Source organism: Mucilaginibacter arboris, from assembly GCF_009754915.1.
GTDB lineage: Bacteria > Bacteroidota > Bacteroidia > Sphingobacteriales > Sphingobacteriaceae > Mucilaginibacter_A > Mucilaginibacter_A arboris.
This window is the reverse complement of the sequence record NZ_WPIK01000023.1, coordinates 22,370-37,647: the sequence shown is the minus strand read 5'-3', so window position 1 is coordinate 37,647 and position 15,278 is coordinate 22,370. Positions and strand designations below refer to the sequence as shown.

Genomic DNA, 15,278 nt, shown 5'->3' with positions numbered 1-15,278 from the left:
TGTAAGCTTCCCCAAAATTAGTACGATTTAAAAGGAGACAAAAGTGTTAACTTTAAATTGTATAGAAATGAAGAAGAGCAAATTTACACCGGAACAGACAGCCCGTATTTTAAAAGAGTTTGACCAGGGCAAGACCGTAGAACAGATTACCAGGGAATACGGCGTGAGCCGTGCCGCTTTTTATAAATGGCGCCAGCGTTACGGCGGACTGGAGGCCACAGAATTAAAAAGGCTTAAAGAGCTGGAAGAAGAGAACACCAGGTTAAAGCGGATGTATGCCAATCTTGCCCTGGATTTAGAGGCCGCCAGATACATCATCGAAAAAAAGCTTTAGCACCCTGCCATAAGCGAACTGTCATAAAAGAGTGTATTCAGGAGAAACCCTTTGGCATCAGCAGGGTATGCCAGTTGATAGGGATCAGCCGCAGTACATTTCATTACCATTCTATTAAAGACGATCAGCATGTATCAGAAAAGCTGAAAGAATTTGCATGCTTGCACCCATGCGAGGGTTTCTGGAAATGTTATTACCGGTTGCGCAATGCTGGTGAAAAGATCAACCATAAACGGCTGCACCGGGTCTACAAAGCGTTGCAATTGCCACTGCGCAGAAAGATAAAGAAGCGTTTGCCGGCAAGGGTAAAAGAAGCGCTCGTACGACCGGCAGAAATGAATGATACCTGGAGCATAGATTTTATGAGTGATGCACTTTGGGGTGGCAGGAAGTTTCGTTCTTTCCATGTGATCGACGACCATAACCGGGAAGTGTTATTTATTGAAACCGATTATTCCATCAAAAGCAGCAGGGTATTATGGGTACTGAACCATTTAATTAACAAAAGCGGCAAACCAAAGAAAATCAGGATGGATAACGGGCCTGAATTTGTAGCAAGGATAGCTCAGGACTGGAGCGAAATGCAGGGCATCGAGTTCAAATATATCCAGCCGGGCAAGCCTACACAAAATGCTTATATTGAACGTTTCAACCGTACTTACCGGCAGAATGTGTTGGACAGTTATCTGTTTGAAGATCTGGATGAGGTAAGGGAAATCAGCCAGGAATGGGTGCATGATTATAACCATGACCGGCCGCATGACGCTTTAGGTGGGCTGTCACCCATGATGTGGAAATGTGGACAGCAGCCCGGCACAAAACCCGGCGCTGCTCCTGACCACATTCCCACATCCGGTTTTAACAACAATAATAAAATTGAAAAACTAAGAGAAAAATCTACTTTTGATACGTACTAAAAATGGGGAGCTTACACAACACAGCAGAATATACAGAGTTCCAGAAAATGGGCATTTAAAAACCAAATTCACAATTAAAGGAAGTTCAATAAAATCATCTGACTCAACATATTTTTATGTTGATAAGAACGATAAGAGAACAAAATTGAAACAATACTGCGAATATTGTAAAGACAAAGACACAGTTAATATTCAAGTAATTTCCGGTTCTTTAGGAACAAACAATAATCATCACTTTCTAGACTTCGTTATTGACATTCCAAACTATAAGAACAGAAATAAAGATTATTCGATTCAAAAAACAATTGACAGACTTAACAACGAATAAAGAACAACGACCGCTAACATTGGTTTGGCAAAAAACTGGCGGATGGAAGTAATTCGAGCTTTTGTTTAACTATTTTACTTCAGTTTCGGCAGAAGGAATAAAATTTAACCGATAAAAGAAGCATCAACATTTGATTATAAATTTAACTTCGGTTTCAGCAGAAGGATTTCAAATATCAGTTCTTCGCCAAGCCCTTTCCGTTAGCGGTCATGCTGCCTGACATCCTAAAAGCAATAAAACTTCTTTCTAAAGCGACCGAGTTTTCGTAAATTCGTTTAGTGAAACAACGAAAAAAAATAGGACTTGATTTTGAGGTTGACAAGTTAACCAATTCTATTGAAAACATCATTACAGGTGACAGTTTCCCCACTGATATTACGCTTATCATAAATGCAGACTTAAAGGGCGTAACTAAGAAAAACGACTGGCAGTTTGATTGGAAACTGGAATTTAAGCAACCAGAAAGAGACGTTTATAAGCTGACTATAGTAAACAATCAGACTGTAATACAAGGCTTAATAAGTATAGAGATCAAATCTGACCACGTTTATATGCACCTTGTTGAAAGTGCACCTTTCAATAAAGGAAATCAAAGGTTTATGCAGGCGTTCCTGGTAATTTGGTAGCTTTTGCCTGTAAACTTTCTTTTCAACGTGGACATGAAGGCAACGTTTCCTTCTTTTCTAAAACACAACTTGTTCAACATTATATAGACACTTTAGGTGCAATGCATGCTGGTGGACGTATTATGATTATTGACACAATTGCAGCATTAAAACTCATCAATAAATATTTTCCAAATGAAAAATAGACAAAAAGAACTTGACGTAGACTTTATTGGCGGACAAGAACCAATGACTAAAGAAGAGGAACTTGCAATTAGTGAGTTCATTCGTACTGACAAAGAAAAACAAAGGCTGCAAGTATTACGAAAAGCCAAAACAAAAACTTCTTCAAAAAGCAAACAACCTGCTTGATAAAAGCACGAACCGCCAACATTGTATTGCCAAAATGCAGGCTGACGAACAGAGGCTGAATATTAGTTTTTCAATTAATCTTTTATAATATATTCGGCTACTGGAATTCTATTATCCCGCACTTCGGCAATACTTTTCCGTTAGGCGCAATTTGTGTTTTTGCCCGGCAAAGTTTGTTAAAGATTTTTTTGTCCCAAAAAAGCAAAAACACAAAAAGCGGCTAACATGGGTTTGGCAAAAAACTGGCTGACAGTTTACAATTCAGCTTTTATTTTTCTATTTTGCTTTAGTTTCGGTTGAAGGAACATAAATTTAGCTGGTAAAAGAAGCATCAACTTTTTATTATAAATTTAACTTTGGTTTCGGGCTGACGGATTATAAATTCCAGTTCTTCGGCAATACTTTTCCGTTAGGCACAATACTGCCGACCAACCTGCCAACCTATATACGACAGACTTAAAACGATTTTTTGTAAATTTGCCAGACAAGTTAAGGATAACAAAACGATGAAGGCAAAATACATTAACCCTTATACCGATTTTGGTTTTAAGAAAATATTTGGCGAAGAAGCCAGTAAGCCACAGCTTATTGACTTCCTCAATGCACTTTTGCCTGAACAAAATAAAATTGTTGACCTGACTTTCAAAAACACCGAACAACTCGGACTAACCGACCTTGACCGAAAAGCGGTTTACGACATTTATTGCGAAAACGACAAAGGCGAAAAATTCATCGTAGAACTGCAAAAAGCTAAACAGAATTATTTTAAAGAAAGAACTATTTACTATTCTACTTTCCCAATCCGTGAACAGGCGGAAAAGGGTGAATGGAACTATAATTTGAAAGCGGTTTACTGCATCGGTATTTTAGACTTTACCTTTGATGACTACGAAAGCGGACCGGAACGGGGCGGGTTTTTACATACGATAAAGCTTAAGAACCAAAACGGTAAGGTATTCTACGACAAGCTGACCTATGTGTATTTAGAAATGCCGAATTTCACAAAAACTGAAAACCAGTTGGAGGCCCGTTTGGACAAATGGCTGTACTTCATCAAACATCTGGAGGACTTCCAAAGCATCCCGGCAATTTTTAAGGAGGAAGTGTTTGTGCAGGCATTTAAGAAAGCAGAACTTGCCAATCTTGGACAAACAGAGTTGGACAAGTACGAAAACAGCTTGAAAGTTTACCGTGACCTGAAAGGCGTTATCGATACTGCCTTTGACGAAGGACAAATTGAAGGAAAAATTGAAATTGCTAAACAAGCAAAATCAATGGGCCTTTCTATGACTGACATTGCTAAACTAACAGGACTTTCGGAAGAAGAAATTAGCAAATTATAGAAAGTACTGTGCCTAACATAGTATTGCCAAAAGCGGGGCTGAAGCAATACTATTAAGCTGACGGAAGTAATTGAACATTTGTAATTTTAATGAACTTTAGTGCTTAAAATCCCTCCGCCTTCAGCAATAGTTGAACGTTGGCGGTAATTGTAAACCGACAGTCTTCAAAAATTGAACAGACAATAAAAATGACGACAGAGCAATATCCAAAAGTTTATTTATACAAACGAATTGTTCAAGCCAAACTTTTCATTGATACAAACTTTGCCGATAAAATTGATATTGACCATATATCAGACGAAGCATTTTTTTCTAAATTTCATTTCATCAGGCTATTCAAACAAATTTATGGCAAGACACCTCACCAATACTTGACCTCTGTTAGAATTGATAATGCGATACTATTATTTCAGAAAGACAAACCCGTTTCAGATGTTTGCTTTTCTGTTGGTTTTGAGAGCTTGAGTTCTTTTAGCGGACTTTTCAAAAAAAATGTTGGCGTTTCACCGTCTACTTTTTTGGCACAAGAACAATATAGAAGGCAACAAATTATACAGAACCCATTAAATTATATTTCAGGCTGCTTTGCCCACAAATTCGGGTGGACAAAATATAGCAATTTTGAAGAAGTTAAATAATAATCATCAGTCGACCTTTAACCCATTATTAACAATTTAAAAAAAGCAATGATTAGGAAATTAACTTTCGCAACCGTTTATGTTTTAAATCAGGCCAGTGCTTACGATTTTTATGTAAACAAACTGGGCTTCAAAGTGCATACTGATGCCCCAATCGGAAAAGACAACAGGTGGCTGACAGTTACCCCGCCAGATCAACCCGAAATTGAACTTTCACTGCTTCTTGTAACAGAAGGAGAAATGTTTACAAGAGAAGCTGTAAAGACAGTTACTGAACTTATTCAAAAAGGAACATTTGGACACGGAGGGTTTGAATGCAAGGACATTTACGCTACTTATGAAGAATTAAAAAGCAAGGGTGTTGAATTTGCAAAACCACCCAAAGAAGAATTTTATGGCGTAGCGGCTGTTTTTAAAGATGACTCTGGAAATTGGTTTTCTTTAACCCAAAAAAAGTAACGACAATAATGAAATCAATATTTGAGAAAACGACAAGAAATGAACTGATAAATAGAGTTAGTTCACTTAATGAAAATTGCACAGCTCAATGGGGCAAAATGAATGTTTCGCAAATGATGAAACATTGTACACAATGGGATGAAATGGCATTGGGCAAAAAGAAATATAAACAATCATTTCTCGGCAAGTTAATTGGTAAGTGGGCGATAAAAGATATGATGAAAGATGAACCAATGAAAAAAAATCTAGCTACTGTTTCTTCTTTTATAATAAAGAGCAACCCTAATTTTACCGAAGAAAAAAAGAAATGGATTAAGCTACTTAATGAGTATGAGAATTTTCCCAACGATAGCTTTATTCATCCTTTTTTTGGAGCAATGACGAAAGAACAGACAGGTTATATTGTATATAAACATATTGACCACCACCTTCGACAATTTGATGTGTAACACTAATTTTAAAAATCAAAAAATATGCCCAATAAAGTACCGGTTCAGAAGTATTTTGAGAATATCAAAATTAAGACAGGTAAAACCCCTGACGAATTTAAAAAATTAGCTATTGCCAAAGGATATTTTGAAAATGGCATTTTGAAATCAACAGTAAAACCTGCCCAAGTGATAGCATGGCTTAAAAAAGATTTTGATTTAGGACATGGACATTCATTGGCTATCTATCACACTTTTAAAGGCCCCGAATAAAACAACGAACCGCTAACATGGGTTTAGCGTTATTAGGACAGACGGAAGTATAATCAACATTTGTACTTCTGTTTTGCTTTTGTTCCAGCCTTACGTTTTTCAATTTAGCTTTTAGTTGTTATCTTCAACATCAGTATTTCAATTGGCTTTGGTTCCAAGCTGACGGAATTCTAATTCCCCAACAAACGCCAAGCCTTTTCCGTTAGCTGTGATTTTTCCACAAAAAAATTTTTACGACAGAATTAAACTACTATCGGCTGAAGGCCGATAGTAGTTTAATTTCACAAATTGCTGTTGACATTGACTCAGAACTGAAACGTAAAAGAAAACAAATTGGACTGGCTGACTTGTTTATTGCAGCAACAGCCATTTCTAAAGATTTGCACTTAACAACTTTAAACAAAAAATATTTCGAGAGAATTGACAAACTAAGTTTAATAGAATAAGACGAACGCATAACATTGGTTTGGTAAAAAACTGGCCGACGAATTAAACATCAACATTTGTTTAACTATCTTACTTTGGTTTCAGCGTAACATCATAATTTAGCTGCTAAAAGAAGCATCGATATTTTAAGATTAATTTAGTTTTGGGTTTTGGCCTGGCGTATTTCAAATTCCAGTTCTCCGCCATTGGTTTAACGTTGGCAGCAAGGCTAAACCAATGCCGGGACCGACAAGGCATACAACCAATTACAAGATGTAGTGAACAAATAAAAATAACATACTATGACAATGAATAATAGGAACCCTAAGGTTGATTTTTATTTCAGTAAAGCTAAAAACTGGCAGGAAGAATTGGAACAATTGAGAATGATCGTTCTTGATTGCGGACTGAATGAAGAATTAAAGTGGGGTTGTCCTTGTTACACGTTTCAGAAAAAGAACATTGTTGTAATACATGTATTTAAAGAATACTGTGCATTTTTGTTTTTTAAAGGTGCTTTTTTAAAGGATCCCAGTGGTATTCTGATCCAGCAAACGGAAAATGTGCAGTCGGCCCGCCAGGTCCGGTTTACCAATGTTAAGGAAATAGTGGATATGGGACCTATCCTGAAAGCCTACATTTATGAAGCCATCGAAGTGGAAAAAGCAGGTTTAAAAGTTGATTTTAAAAAGAACACAGAACTTATATTTCCGGAAGAATTTCAAAATAAATTAGTTGAAAACCATTCTTTGAAAACTGCTTTTGATGCATTGACACCGGGACGGCAAAGAGCTTACAGTCTTTATTTTTCTGCACCGAAACAATCCAAAACCCGGGAATCGAGGGTCGAAAAATGTATCCCGCAAATTCTTAACGGAAAGGGATTAGATGATTAGTAAATTCGATTAGAAAACCAATTACTTAAACTTACCTATCATGACAACCAACAGCGTAACACTACACCGAGTTCTTAAAGCAAAACCGGAAAAAGTATTTCGTGCTTTTGCCGAACCTAATGCCCTTGCAGCCTGGATCCCCCCGTACGGGTTTTTATGTACCGTTCATGAAATGGATTTTCTTATAGAGGGAAGTTATAAAATGTCTTTCACCAATTTTTCTACAGGCAACAGTCATTCCTTTGGTGGAAAGTTTTTGGAGATCAGGCAAAATAAATTTATTAAACACACAGATATCTTCGATGACCCCAATCTACCTGGAGAAATGATTACTTCAGTTTGGCTCACCAAAGTAATTTGCGGTACTGAACTTAAAGTTGTACAGGAAGGCATTCCTTCTGCTATTCCAACAGAAATGTGTTACCTAGGCTGGCAGGAATCATTAGACAAATTAATGAGATTGGTAGAGCCGGAAATTGCAGATGCACCCACAAGTTAAGCTGCGCGCCGTTTTATAGGTTAGCAAGAATAGAAAAATATGAACAAGGCCCATAGCAATAAAAAGGAGTTGTATCCAGAACAACATGAAGAACTGCTGGGCATATTAAAAACCCGTTTCGAGAAAAACCTGGACCGCCATAAAGGTATTGATTGGGCTACAGTGCAAGCAAAGTTGGAAGCTCATCCAGAAAAACTATGGTCGCTTAATGAAATGGAAAGAACTGGAGGTGAACCGGATATTATTGGTTATGATAAAAACACTGGCGAATACATTTTTTATGATTGTTCGGCAGAAAGCCCTAAAGGACGTAGAAATGTTTGTTACGACCGTGAAGCTTTGGATGCAAGGAAAGAATTTAAACCGGAAAATAATGCTGTGGACATGGTGGCCACTATGGGTATTGAGCTATTAACGGAAGAACAATACAGGGAGTTGCAGAAACTTGGAAAGTTCGATACCAAGACATCGAGCTGGGTGAAAACACCTGCTGATATTAGAAAACTTGGCGGCGCCCTCTTTTGTGACCGTCGGTATAATGCTGTCTTTCTCTATCACAACGGCGCACAATCTTACTATGCCTCTCGTGCGTTCCGTGGATTGCTAAGAGTTTAAATTGTTACGGGAAGCAAAGAAGAAGCCTCAAAATGAACCAGATAAAAGCTAAGCAATGCTTCTTTTACCGGCAAAAAATTAACATTGACCGGGTAGAAATCAAAAATTTAGCGATAAAAGGTACTGTATATAATGATTGTATTATTTACCGCATTTTCTATCAGGGCTTCGATAGCAACCCCGAACACTCTTTATTAGCTTAAAGATCAGTTGTTTTAATAAATTTATAGCTATTTTGCAGAGGGCAGTTAATTTTATGCCGGTAAAAGAAGCATTGCAAAAAGCTTTCTGGTAAAAGATTACCAGGTAACAAGCATTTGCCGCAAAGAGTTAGCGTGAAAAGTGCTTCAATCAAAATTAAGTATTATAGATTAGTAATTTAACAAGCTTTTAGTTAATATCGTTACATTTAATAAACGTGTTTAATTTTATAAAAGCTAAAATACTGCTCTGTAGTTGTGATCCAACCTTTGAAATTAAGAGTTCCAACAGTAATAAGGTTTTAACCTCAAAAGTAACTTTAAGAAAACTGACCCTGTATTCTTGCTTTTTACTTAAATTCTATGTTTTAGATTTGTATAAGATGAATTTAAAAATTAATAACTTAAGGGATGAAATTACAAACCCAAACCAGCATGTTTTTTACCCGATAAAAGAAGCATCAAAAATAATTAAAATTTAAACTTGCCCTTATTTGCAGTCATTTTAGGCAACCTTATTTTAGTCTATAACAATAGTAGGTTCGACTACATATTTTTCTGAATAGATACAGCGTTTTACAACATCAAACACAAGAGAAAATGAAAATTATAGTAACAGGTTCGTTAGGGCACATCAGCAAGCCACTCACTAAAGAGTTAGTAGGAAAGGGGCACGTAGTTACGGTAATCAGCAGCAATTCCGAAAAGCAAAAAGACATTGAAGCCTTAGGTGCTAAGGCTGCCATTGGCTCGTTGGAAGACCTTGATTTTCTTACAACTACTTTTACCGGCGCAAATGCCGTTTATTGCATGGTCCCGCCAAACAACTACTTTGACCCCAATATTGATTTGGTGGGGCACTATCACAAAATTGCCAATAATTATGCGCAAGCTATCCTTCAGACTGGTGTAAAGCGTGTAGTTTACTTAAGCAGCGTTGGCGCGCATTTAGAAAAAGGTTCAGGTATTATTATCGGCCATCATGACGGAGAAGGTATTATGAACAAGCTTTCTGATGTGGCCATTACTTTTATGCGCCCTGTTGGTTTCTATTACAATTTGTACAGCTTTTTACCGGTGATAAAAAACACCGGCATGATTGCAGCTAATTATGGGGCAGATGAAAAGCTGATATGGGTTTCTCCAATTGATATTGCTGCTGCAGTTGCGGAAGAACTGGAAACACCAATGACAGGTAAAAAAGTGCGGTATGTGGCAAGCGATGAACTGACAGGCCACGAAACAGCAAGCGTTTTAGGTGAAGCTATTGGTAAACCGGATTTAAAATGGGTACTCATTTCTAACGAACAGATGCAAAGCGGTTTGGAAGCGGCCGGGATGAACCCAGCCATTGCTGCTGGTTTAGTCGAAATGTTTGCAAGCCAGTATAGTGGCCTGTTAACAGAAGATTACTACCGCAACAGGCCGGCAGTAATGGGGAAAGTAAAGCTGGCAGATTTTGCAAAAGAATTTGCTATGGTTTATAACCAAAAGTAATTAAATTTTGAAATGGCAAGCAAGCGTTGAACCTATCAGAATTAAAACAATCTAATCAGCCAGGAAAAAATGAAAGTAGCATTAGCTTTTCTTTAATCTTTTGCTGCCAATGTTTCTCGGATCATTAGTTCAAGTGTTTTTTCATTTTCGGCATCAATTTTAAAACCTGAAAATACAATACGGCCTTTCTGATCTATTAAATAATTTGTTGGCGCTCCGGATGCTTCTAAATTTCCTTTTGCTTTGCCCTGGTCATCCTGTAATGGCGTAAAAGTATAACCAGTTTCTTTTAAAAATGGCAGCACAAATTCATTTTGCGAAGGAAAAAGGTTTAAACCCAGGTAAGCAACTTTATCTTTGTTGAAGTTTTTAAGAACGGATTCAAAGTGTGGAAATTCGGCCCGGCAAGGTTCGCAACCCGGGAACCAGTAAGTTAATAAGATTACTTTGCCGCGGAAATCTGATAATGTAGATTTTCCTCCTGACAAATAATTTTGAAGGGAGAAATCAGCTGCCTGTTTCGCCTTACTGTCCCTGATTTTCCAGATAGTTTTTGCAACACTATTGCTATCCATTCCTAACTTGCTGCCGTATTTATAAATTGCTGCATGTAAACCATCTGTTGGTTCTTTACTATACAACACAGCAAGTGTATCAAAAGCTACTCTGGTTTGTTTTGCAGCATCGGCAGCTTCTGCTTTAAAAAGTGCCAAAGATTCTTTTGCATCGATGATATAACTGCCGAGTGTTACATTTCCTAAATCTACTTGATTTAATAAGGCTAATGCCTGTTTTGGGTCGTTCTCTGCTAAAAATTTTCTTGCTTTTAAAAAGGTATCTGCTACTTTAACCCTGTCTTTCCATAAGTTACGGTTTCTTTTACCTTCTAATATCATAGTTAGTCCGAAATCAAAAGCTTGTTCAGGATTGATTTGTAGCAAAAGATCAAAATATTCGATTGTACCATTTAAATACCAGTCCGAAAGTTGATTGGATTTTCTATTATAAATTTGTTTATAGTAAGCAATTTTTTCTGCTGATAGGGCTGTATTAGAAGCTAACCAGTATAAGGCTTGTACACCTCTCTCGCTTTCTGGAAAACGCCTGGCTACTTCTAAAGATAAGGAGTCATAACGCCCCGGATCAGTATCTTTAAACGAGTTTGCATAATAAAAAGCATAATCTGCATTATTGGGGGCATATCGAACAGCTTTATTTAAATAATTTTGCCGCATTGCATTGTTGTTTGTAAAAAGTGCATCATTAGCAAGAAGGTCCCACACTTCTGCATTGTCAGGTTTTAAAATGCTTGCCTGAAGCAGATAAGGTGCAGCTTTAGGGATTTCTTTGTGTACATAATATTCTCCAATAGCAAAAGGAATTGCATACTCTTTTGGAAACTGCTTTATCCAAATTTTGTACTGCATTTCCATTTCAGGATTATCAAACTTAGCGTCCATTTTAAAGGAATTAATAAAAGCACGGTGAGTTTCCAGGTTTGAAGGATTAGCTTCTACTTTGGCTTTTAATTTATTACTTTGGATTGTTGGGGAAGGGGCGAGGGGAGGTTTATTTTGTGCTGGTGCCTTAAAAGTAAACATGCTGATAAAAAGCAATACCGAGATTACGCCTTTCATAACTAATTTTTTAGGTTTTACAATAATAACGATATTGTTTATCAAAACAAGTAATAATCAGAAAATTTTTTTATGGAGATATTTGTATTATCCTGATTAGGAGCTTTGATTCAACCTCAATTTTTATCAGATAAAAGAAGTATACCCTTTATGGTTAATAAAGGTGTTTTAATCAAAAACCGGGTGTAAAGCAGCAGGTTTAAAGGCTTATCTGTTTTTATTTGCTGATGCTTCTTTTAGCAGGTAAAAATGTACGGGCTTAGTTTTTTACCTGCTAAAAGAAGCATTTATTTTTAAATATATCCGCTTAAAATAGTTAAACAGTAATCATTTTTATTTGTGCCGCTGATTAACATCCGAAATTTTAAACGTTTCTCCTTTTGAGAATGTATCAACTTTAAGCCCGCGAATGGTTAGCAATTTCTTTGTTACCATGATTGCTGATGTTGGTGCCATAACTATCGAATGATGAATACACTTTACCTGATGTTTTTGCCTGAAGCTACTATATTATTTTATAAAAGCAGCAATAGTTTAAAAAGCAACAGGCCACAAATAAAAAACCTGGCGTTCACAACAATACGTTTTGAACGGCAGGAAATAAACAAAACTATTGTTATGTTAAGCTTTTTTTGCTTTACTTTTTTTAGGCCTAAAGAAAACAAGTGCGGTTAAAGCTACACCGGTAGCAACTTTAAGCGCAAGCCCTTTCGGGTTGTGTTTCCACTTGGCTTTCCATCCTTTTTCTGCAAATATGTTTGGGATGTGGCCGCGTTTCAGGTCATCTACAATACCTTCTACTACGTTAACCCTGTCGGCCAGCAATAATGGCAGCCAGTGCAGGTATTCGTTTTCGCTGTGTTTAAAAGCATAGCGGCGGATAGAACCGCTTAAACCAGATGGCGGTGTAGAAGTACCAAAAACTGCGGTTATATTAGGCCTTTCGTTAGAATGAAGGATTTCGACTGTGAGCGGCTGCTGTACAGATCTTTCATAGTTCAGGCGCTTGTGGTCGTCTCCTGTGTATTTTTTCATCGGGTGGGTAGGCTCGTTTGTAGGATCAGCATCAAAGCCCCAGCCAATAATATGCGAGTAATCGTTCGTTGTGTTTTCCATGATAAAATTTATTTTTTGGCAGATGGTGGAATAAGAACTGTTTTAATGCAATTATCCAGCTTTGATGAAAAAATATGATAGGCATCAGCTACTTCTTCTAAAGGTACTTTGTGTGTAATAATTCCTTTTGGGTTTAAACGGCCGGCCTGGATATGATCAATCAACCTTGGCAATAAACGTTTAACAGAAGCCTGATTTGCGCGAATGGTAAGGCCTTTGTTAAGCACATTACCTATCGGGACCAGGTTATCTGTAGGGCCATAAACGCCGACAACAGAAACAATTCCGCCTTTTTTTACCGAGTTAATAGCCCAATGAAGTGCCGTAGCAGAACCGGCCTGTAAAAGCAGTTTTTTACCAGTAATAGTTTGTAAAGCATCGCCCGAAGCATCAGCGCCAACGGCATCAATACAAACATCAGCCCCGTACCAGTCTGTTATTTTCTTCAAAAACAAAACCGGGTCTTCCATCTCCTTAAAATTATAAACCTCGCATTGCGCATATTTTTTAACAAACTCCAGTCGGTAATCTACATGATCGATTACAATAACACGGCCTGCACCAAAAAGCCAGGCGCATTTTGCAGCCAATATACCTATTGGTCCGGCGCCAAAAACAATAACGGTATCTCCTGTTTTAATACCGCCCATTTCTGCGGCCTGATAACCTGTAGGAACAACGTCTGTTAATAAAACAGCATCATCATGGTCCATCCATTCCGGGATAACTGTTGGGCCAACATCAGCGTAAGGAACGCGAACATATTCAGCCTGTCCGCCATCGTATCCGCCGGCAGTATGGGAATAACCAAAAATAGCACCGACTGCAGTTGCCTGCGGATTGGATTCGTGGCAATTGCCATATAGTTCCTGTTTGCAAAAAGCACATTTGCCACAGGCCACATTAAAAGGGACGATAACGTTATCGCCAACCTTTAATTTTTGTACCGATGAGCCTATATCTTCCACCACACCAATAAATTCGTGGCCGAAAGTCATCCCAACTCTTGTATCCGGCACTAATCCGTGGTATAAGTGCAAATCGGAACCGCAAATGCAGGAACGTGTAACGCGGACAATAGCATCTTCTGGATGCAGTATTTCGGGTAATGGTTTATGGTCTGCCCGGACTCTTCTGGGCCCGCGGTAATTCATTGCTAACATACAGTGTTTTTTAATTTCTTATTATCTCGGTTAATTAGTAGTACAACCCATTGCAAAGGCAGTTGTTTAAAAAACAAATTATATTAGAATTAAGAAGCTTGAATGCAGCATAGATGCTTCTTTTATAGCAGTAAAATCATTAAAGACCGGGCTTTTTAAATTATCAGGGGTTGAGGTAGTAAGCACCAAATTTACAGGGCTAAAAAAGGCATCAGGTTGTTAATATTACCTTTATTGAAATTGTATAGTTAGCAAATATTTTTATCATTAAAATATTGCTAACTCTTTGAAAAAAAGAAATTTATTAGTTAATTGAATGTTGAATGGCATTTGCACAAAGAATAGGTTTCTCCCGGTTAAATAATTTTTGGCAGCATTTCCCGCACTTTCCTTATTTTTTATATTTGGCATACTTGTTCTAATAAATCATAGCCATGCCTTTTACTGCTTAAAAACCATCTGCAGTAAAAGTTTAAACAGGTATTTGTAAATCAAACAGGTATTTTAAAGCGTTATCCATTTATTATTTACCTTACACTAACCGTATGAGAACTTACCTTATCCCTACAGATTTTTCGGCTTCTTCTGTTGCTGCCGCACATTATGCTGCTACTTTAAGTAAGCAAACAAGTGTAACCCGTTTAATTTTACTGCATGCTTATTATGTTTCGCCTTTTGAAAACGTGCTTCCTTCAACAGAATTTGTACAACTTACAGAGGAGGATATTGAGGAAACCAGCCGTTTAAAATTAAAAGAACTGAATGATATAAAAGCAGAGTTGCAGGCAATTGTAAATGAAGGCGTAGAGGTGAAAGTCCATTTAAGCCACCTGCCTTTGTTGCGTGCCGTTTTAGAGATGCAGGAAAAAACCGTTATTGACTTATTGGTTTTGTGCAGCAACAATAATAAAGGTGAATACACGCAGGTTGGCCATAATATTATTCAGATTTCGAAGATTAGCCCGGCACCGGTTTTGGTAGTCCCGGAAAAAGCAGTTTCTCAGCCTTTAAAAACGGTTGTGTTGGCCTGTGATTTTAAAAAGGTGACAGAAGCAATCCCTCAGCATAAATTAAAAAAAGTATGGGACCTGATAAATGCTGAATTATTGGTAGTAAATGTAGATACGAAGAGTTTGCACGTACGGCAGGACCCGAAAATGTTAGCAGAAGAATCTGCTTTGCATGAAATGCTGGAGCCGTACCATCCAAAATACTTTTTTATTAACCATGCCAATACCATTCAGGGAATTGTTGATTTTGCCAGCGAACACGGGGCACAAATGATTATAGCCTTGCCTAAAAAGCATAGCTTTTTTCAATCTATCCTGCATAGCAATACCACCGAAAAGTTAACTGTAAAATCGTCTGTACCGGTATTGTTATTAAAGTGAGGGCTGGGGTAAAATAGCGATGCTTCTTTTATCGGGTATAAATCTTTATCGGTTTTTTACTGATAAAAGAAGCATTTAATTCTTATGGATGAGTTCTAAAGTGTTTTCTATAAAAAGTAAATATTTGAATCCAAGGTTTTG

Annotated in this window: 18 protein-coding genes; 15 read left to right on the top strand and 3 right to left on the bottom strand. The window is 37.5% G+C overall.

The window, feature by feature from the left end:
- The first annotated feature begins 67 nt into the window (after positions 1 to 67).
- The 14 genes from GO621_RS17810 (at position 68) to GO621_RS17745 (ending at position 9,830) form a co-directional block, all read left to right on the top strand.
- A protein-coding gene (locus GO621_RS17810; protein ID WP_394350194.1) for an IS3 family transposase occupies positions 68 to 1,251 on the top strand; the annotation gives its coding sequence in 2 pieces (ribosomal slippage) (positions 68 to 329 and positions 329 to 1,251; 1,185 coding nt in all).
- The gene (locus tag GO621_RS19165; protein WP_157569552.1) at positions 1,238 to 1,579 is read left to right on the top strand and encodes a DUF6843 domain-containing protein; all 342 of its coding nucleotides are present in this window, start codon (positions 1,238 to 1,240) and stop codon (positions 1,577 to 1,579) included. The genes GO621_RS17810 and GO621_RS19165 overlap by 14 nt, the downstream gene beginning before the upstream one ends.
- Positions 1,580 to 1,857: 278 nt before the next feature.
- Positions 1,858 to 2,205, top strand: a complete 348-nt coding sequence (locus GO621_RS17800; RefSeq protein ID WP_198170304.1) for a hypothetical protein — start codon at positions 1,858 to 1,860, stop codon at positions 2,203 to 2,205.
- A gap of 174 nt (positions 2,206 to 2,379) precedes the next feature.
- Entirely contained in the window at positions 2,380 to 2,556 is a 177-nt protein-coding gene (locus GO621_RS17795; RefSeq protein ID WP_157569550.1) for a hypothetical protein, read from the top strand.
- A 506-nt stretch (positions 2,557 to 3,062) separates the two neighbouring features.
- Positions 3,063 to 3,899 (top strand): Rpn family recombination-promoting nuclease/putative transposase, encoded by an 837-nt coding sequence (locus GO621_RS17790; RefSeq protein WP_157569548.1) that lies wholly within the window; start codon positions 3,063 to 3,065, stop codon positions 3,897 to 3,899.
- A gap of 137 nt (positions 3,900 to 4,036) precedes the next feature.
- The gene (locus GO621_RS17785) at positions 4,037 to 4,537 is read left to right on the top strand and encodes a helix-turn-helix domain-containing protein (protein ID WP_232335704.1); all 501 of its coding nucleotides are present in this window, start codon (positions 4,037 to 4,039) and stop codon (positions 4,535 to 4,537) included.
- A gap of 48 nt (positions 4,538 to 4,585) precedes the next feature.
- Entirely contained in the window at positions 4,586 to 4,996 is a 411-nt protein-coding gene (locus tag GO621_RS17780) for a VOC family protein (RefSeq protein WP_157569546.1), read from the top strand.
- Positions 4,997 to 5,004: 8 nt separating this feature from the next.
- Positions 5,005 to 5,445, top strand: a complete 441-nt coding sequence (locus GO621_RS17775; protein WP_157569544.1) for a DUF1569 domain-containing protein — start codon at positions 5,005 to 5,007, stop codon at positions 5,443 to 5,445.
- A gap of 24 nt (positions 5,446 to 5,469) precedes the next feature.
- On the top strand, positions 5,470 to 5,697 hold the full coding sequence (locus tag GO621_RS17770) for a DUF4287 domain-containing protein (protein ID WP_157569540.1): 228 nt from the start codon (positions 5,470 to 5,472) through the stop codon (positions 5,695 to 5,697).
- A 734-nt stretch (positions 5,698 to 6,431) separates the two neighbouring features.
- Complete coding sequence (locus GO621_RS17765) at positions 6,432 to 7,019, top strand: YdeI/OmpD-associated family protein (protein ID WP_232335703.1); 588 nt, start codon at positions 6,432 to 6,434, stop codon at positions 7,017 to 7,019.
- A gap of 40 nt (positions 7,020 to 7,059) precedes the next feature.
- Positions 7,060 to 7,518, top strand: a complete 459-nt coding sequence (locus GO621_RS17760; protein WP_157569536.1) for an SRPBCC family protein — start codon at positions 7,060 to 7,062, stop codon at positions 7,516 to 7,518.
- A gap of 39 nt (positions 7,519 to 7,557) precedes the next feature.
- Positions 7,558 to 8,133, top strand: a complete 576-nt coding sequence (locus GO621_RS17755) for a DUF4256 domain-containing protein (RefSeq protein WP_157569534.1) — start codon at positions 7,558 to 7,560, stop codon at positions 8,131 to 8,133.
- Between the two features lie 32 nt (positions 8,134 to 8,165).
- A complete protein-coding gene (locus tag GO621_RS17750) occupies positions 8,166 to 8,336 on the top strand; it encodes a hypothetical protein (RefSeq protein ID WP_157569532.1) in 171 nt (56 codons plus the stop codon).
- A 597-nt stretch (positions 8,337 to 8,933) separates the two neighbouring features.
- Positions 8,934 to 9,830: an NmrA family NAD(P)-binding protein gene (locus GO621_RS17745; protein WP_157569530.1), complete on the top strand. Its 897-nt coding sequence runs from the start codon at positions 8,934 to 8,936 to the stop codon at positions 9,828 to 9,830.
- Between the two features lie 92 nt (positions 9,831 to 9,922).
- On the opposite strand, the gene GO621_RS17740 is transcribed toward GO621_RS17745, so the two are convergent.
- The 3 genes from GO621_RS17740 to GO621_RS17730 form a co-directional block, all read right to left on the bottom strand.
- Positions 9,923 to 11,467 carry a TlpA disulfide reductase family protein gene (locus tag GO621_RS17740; RefSeq protein WP_157569528.1) on the bottom strand — a complete coding sequence of 515 codons (1,545 nt, stop codon included), beginning with the start codon at positions 11,465 to 11,467 and terminating at the stop codon, positions 9,923 to 9,925.
- 621 nt (positions 11,468 to 12,088) lie between these two features.
- The gene (locus GO621_RS17735) at positions 12,089 to 12,583 is read right to left on the bottom strand and encodes a hypothetical protein (protein ID WP_157569526.1); all 495 of its coding nucleotides are present in this window, start codon (positions 12,581 to 12,583) and stop codon (positions 12,089 to 12,091) included.
- Between the two features lie 8 nt (positions 12,584 to 12,591).
- Positions 12,592 to 13,746 carry a zinc-dependent alcohol dehydrogenase gene (locus GO621_RS17730; RefSeq protein ID WP_157569524.1) on the bottom strand — a complete coding sequence of 385 codons (1,155 nt, stop codon included), beginning with the start codon at positions 13,744 to 13,746 and terminating at the stop codon, positions 12,592 to 12,594.
- Between the two features lie 545 nt (positions 13,747 to 14,291).
- On the opposite strand from GO621_RS17730, the gene GO621_RS17725 reads away from it, so the two are divergent.
- The gene (locus tag GO621_RS17725) at positions 14,292 to 15,137 is read left to right on the top strand and encodes a universal stress protein (RefSeq protein ID WP_157569522.1); all 846 of its coding nucleotides are present in this window, start codon (positions 14,292 to 14,294) and stop codon (positions 15,135 to 15,137) included.
- Positions 15,138 to 15,278 lie beyond the last annotated feature (141 nt).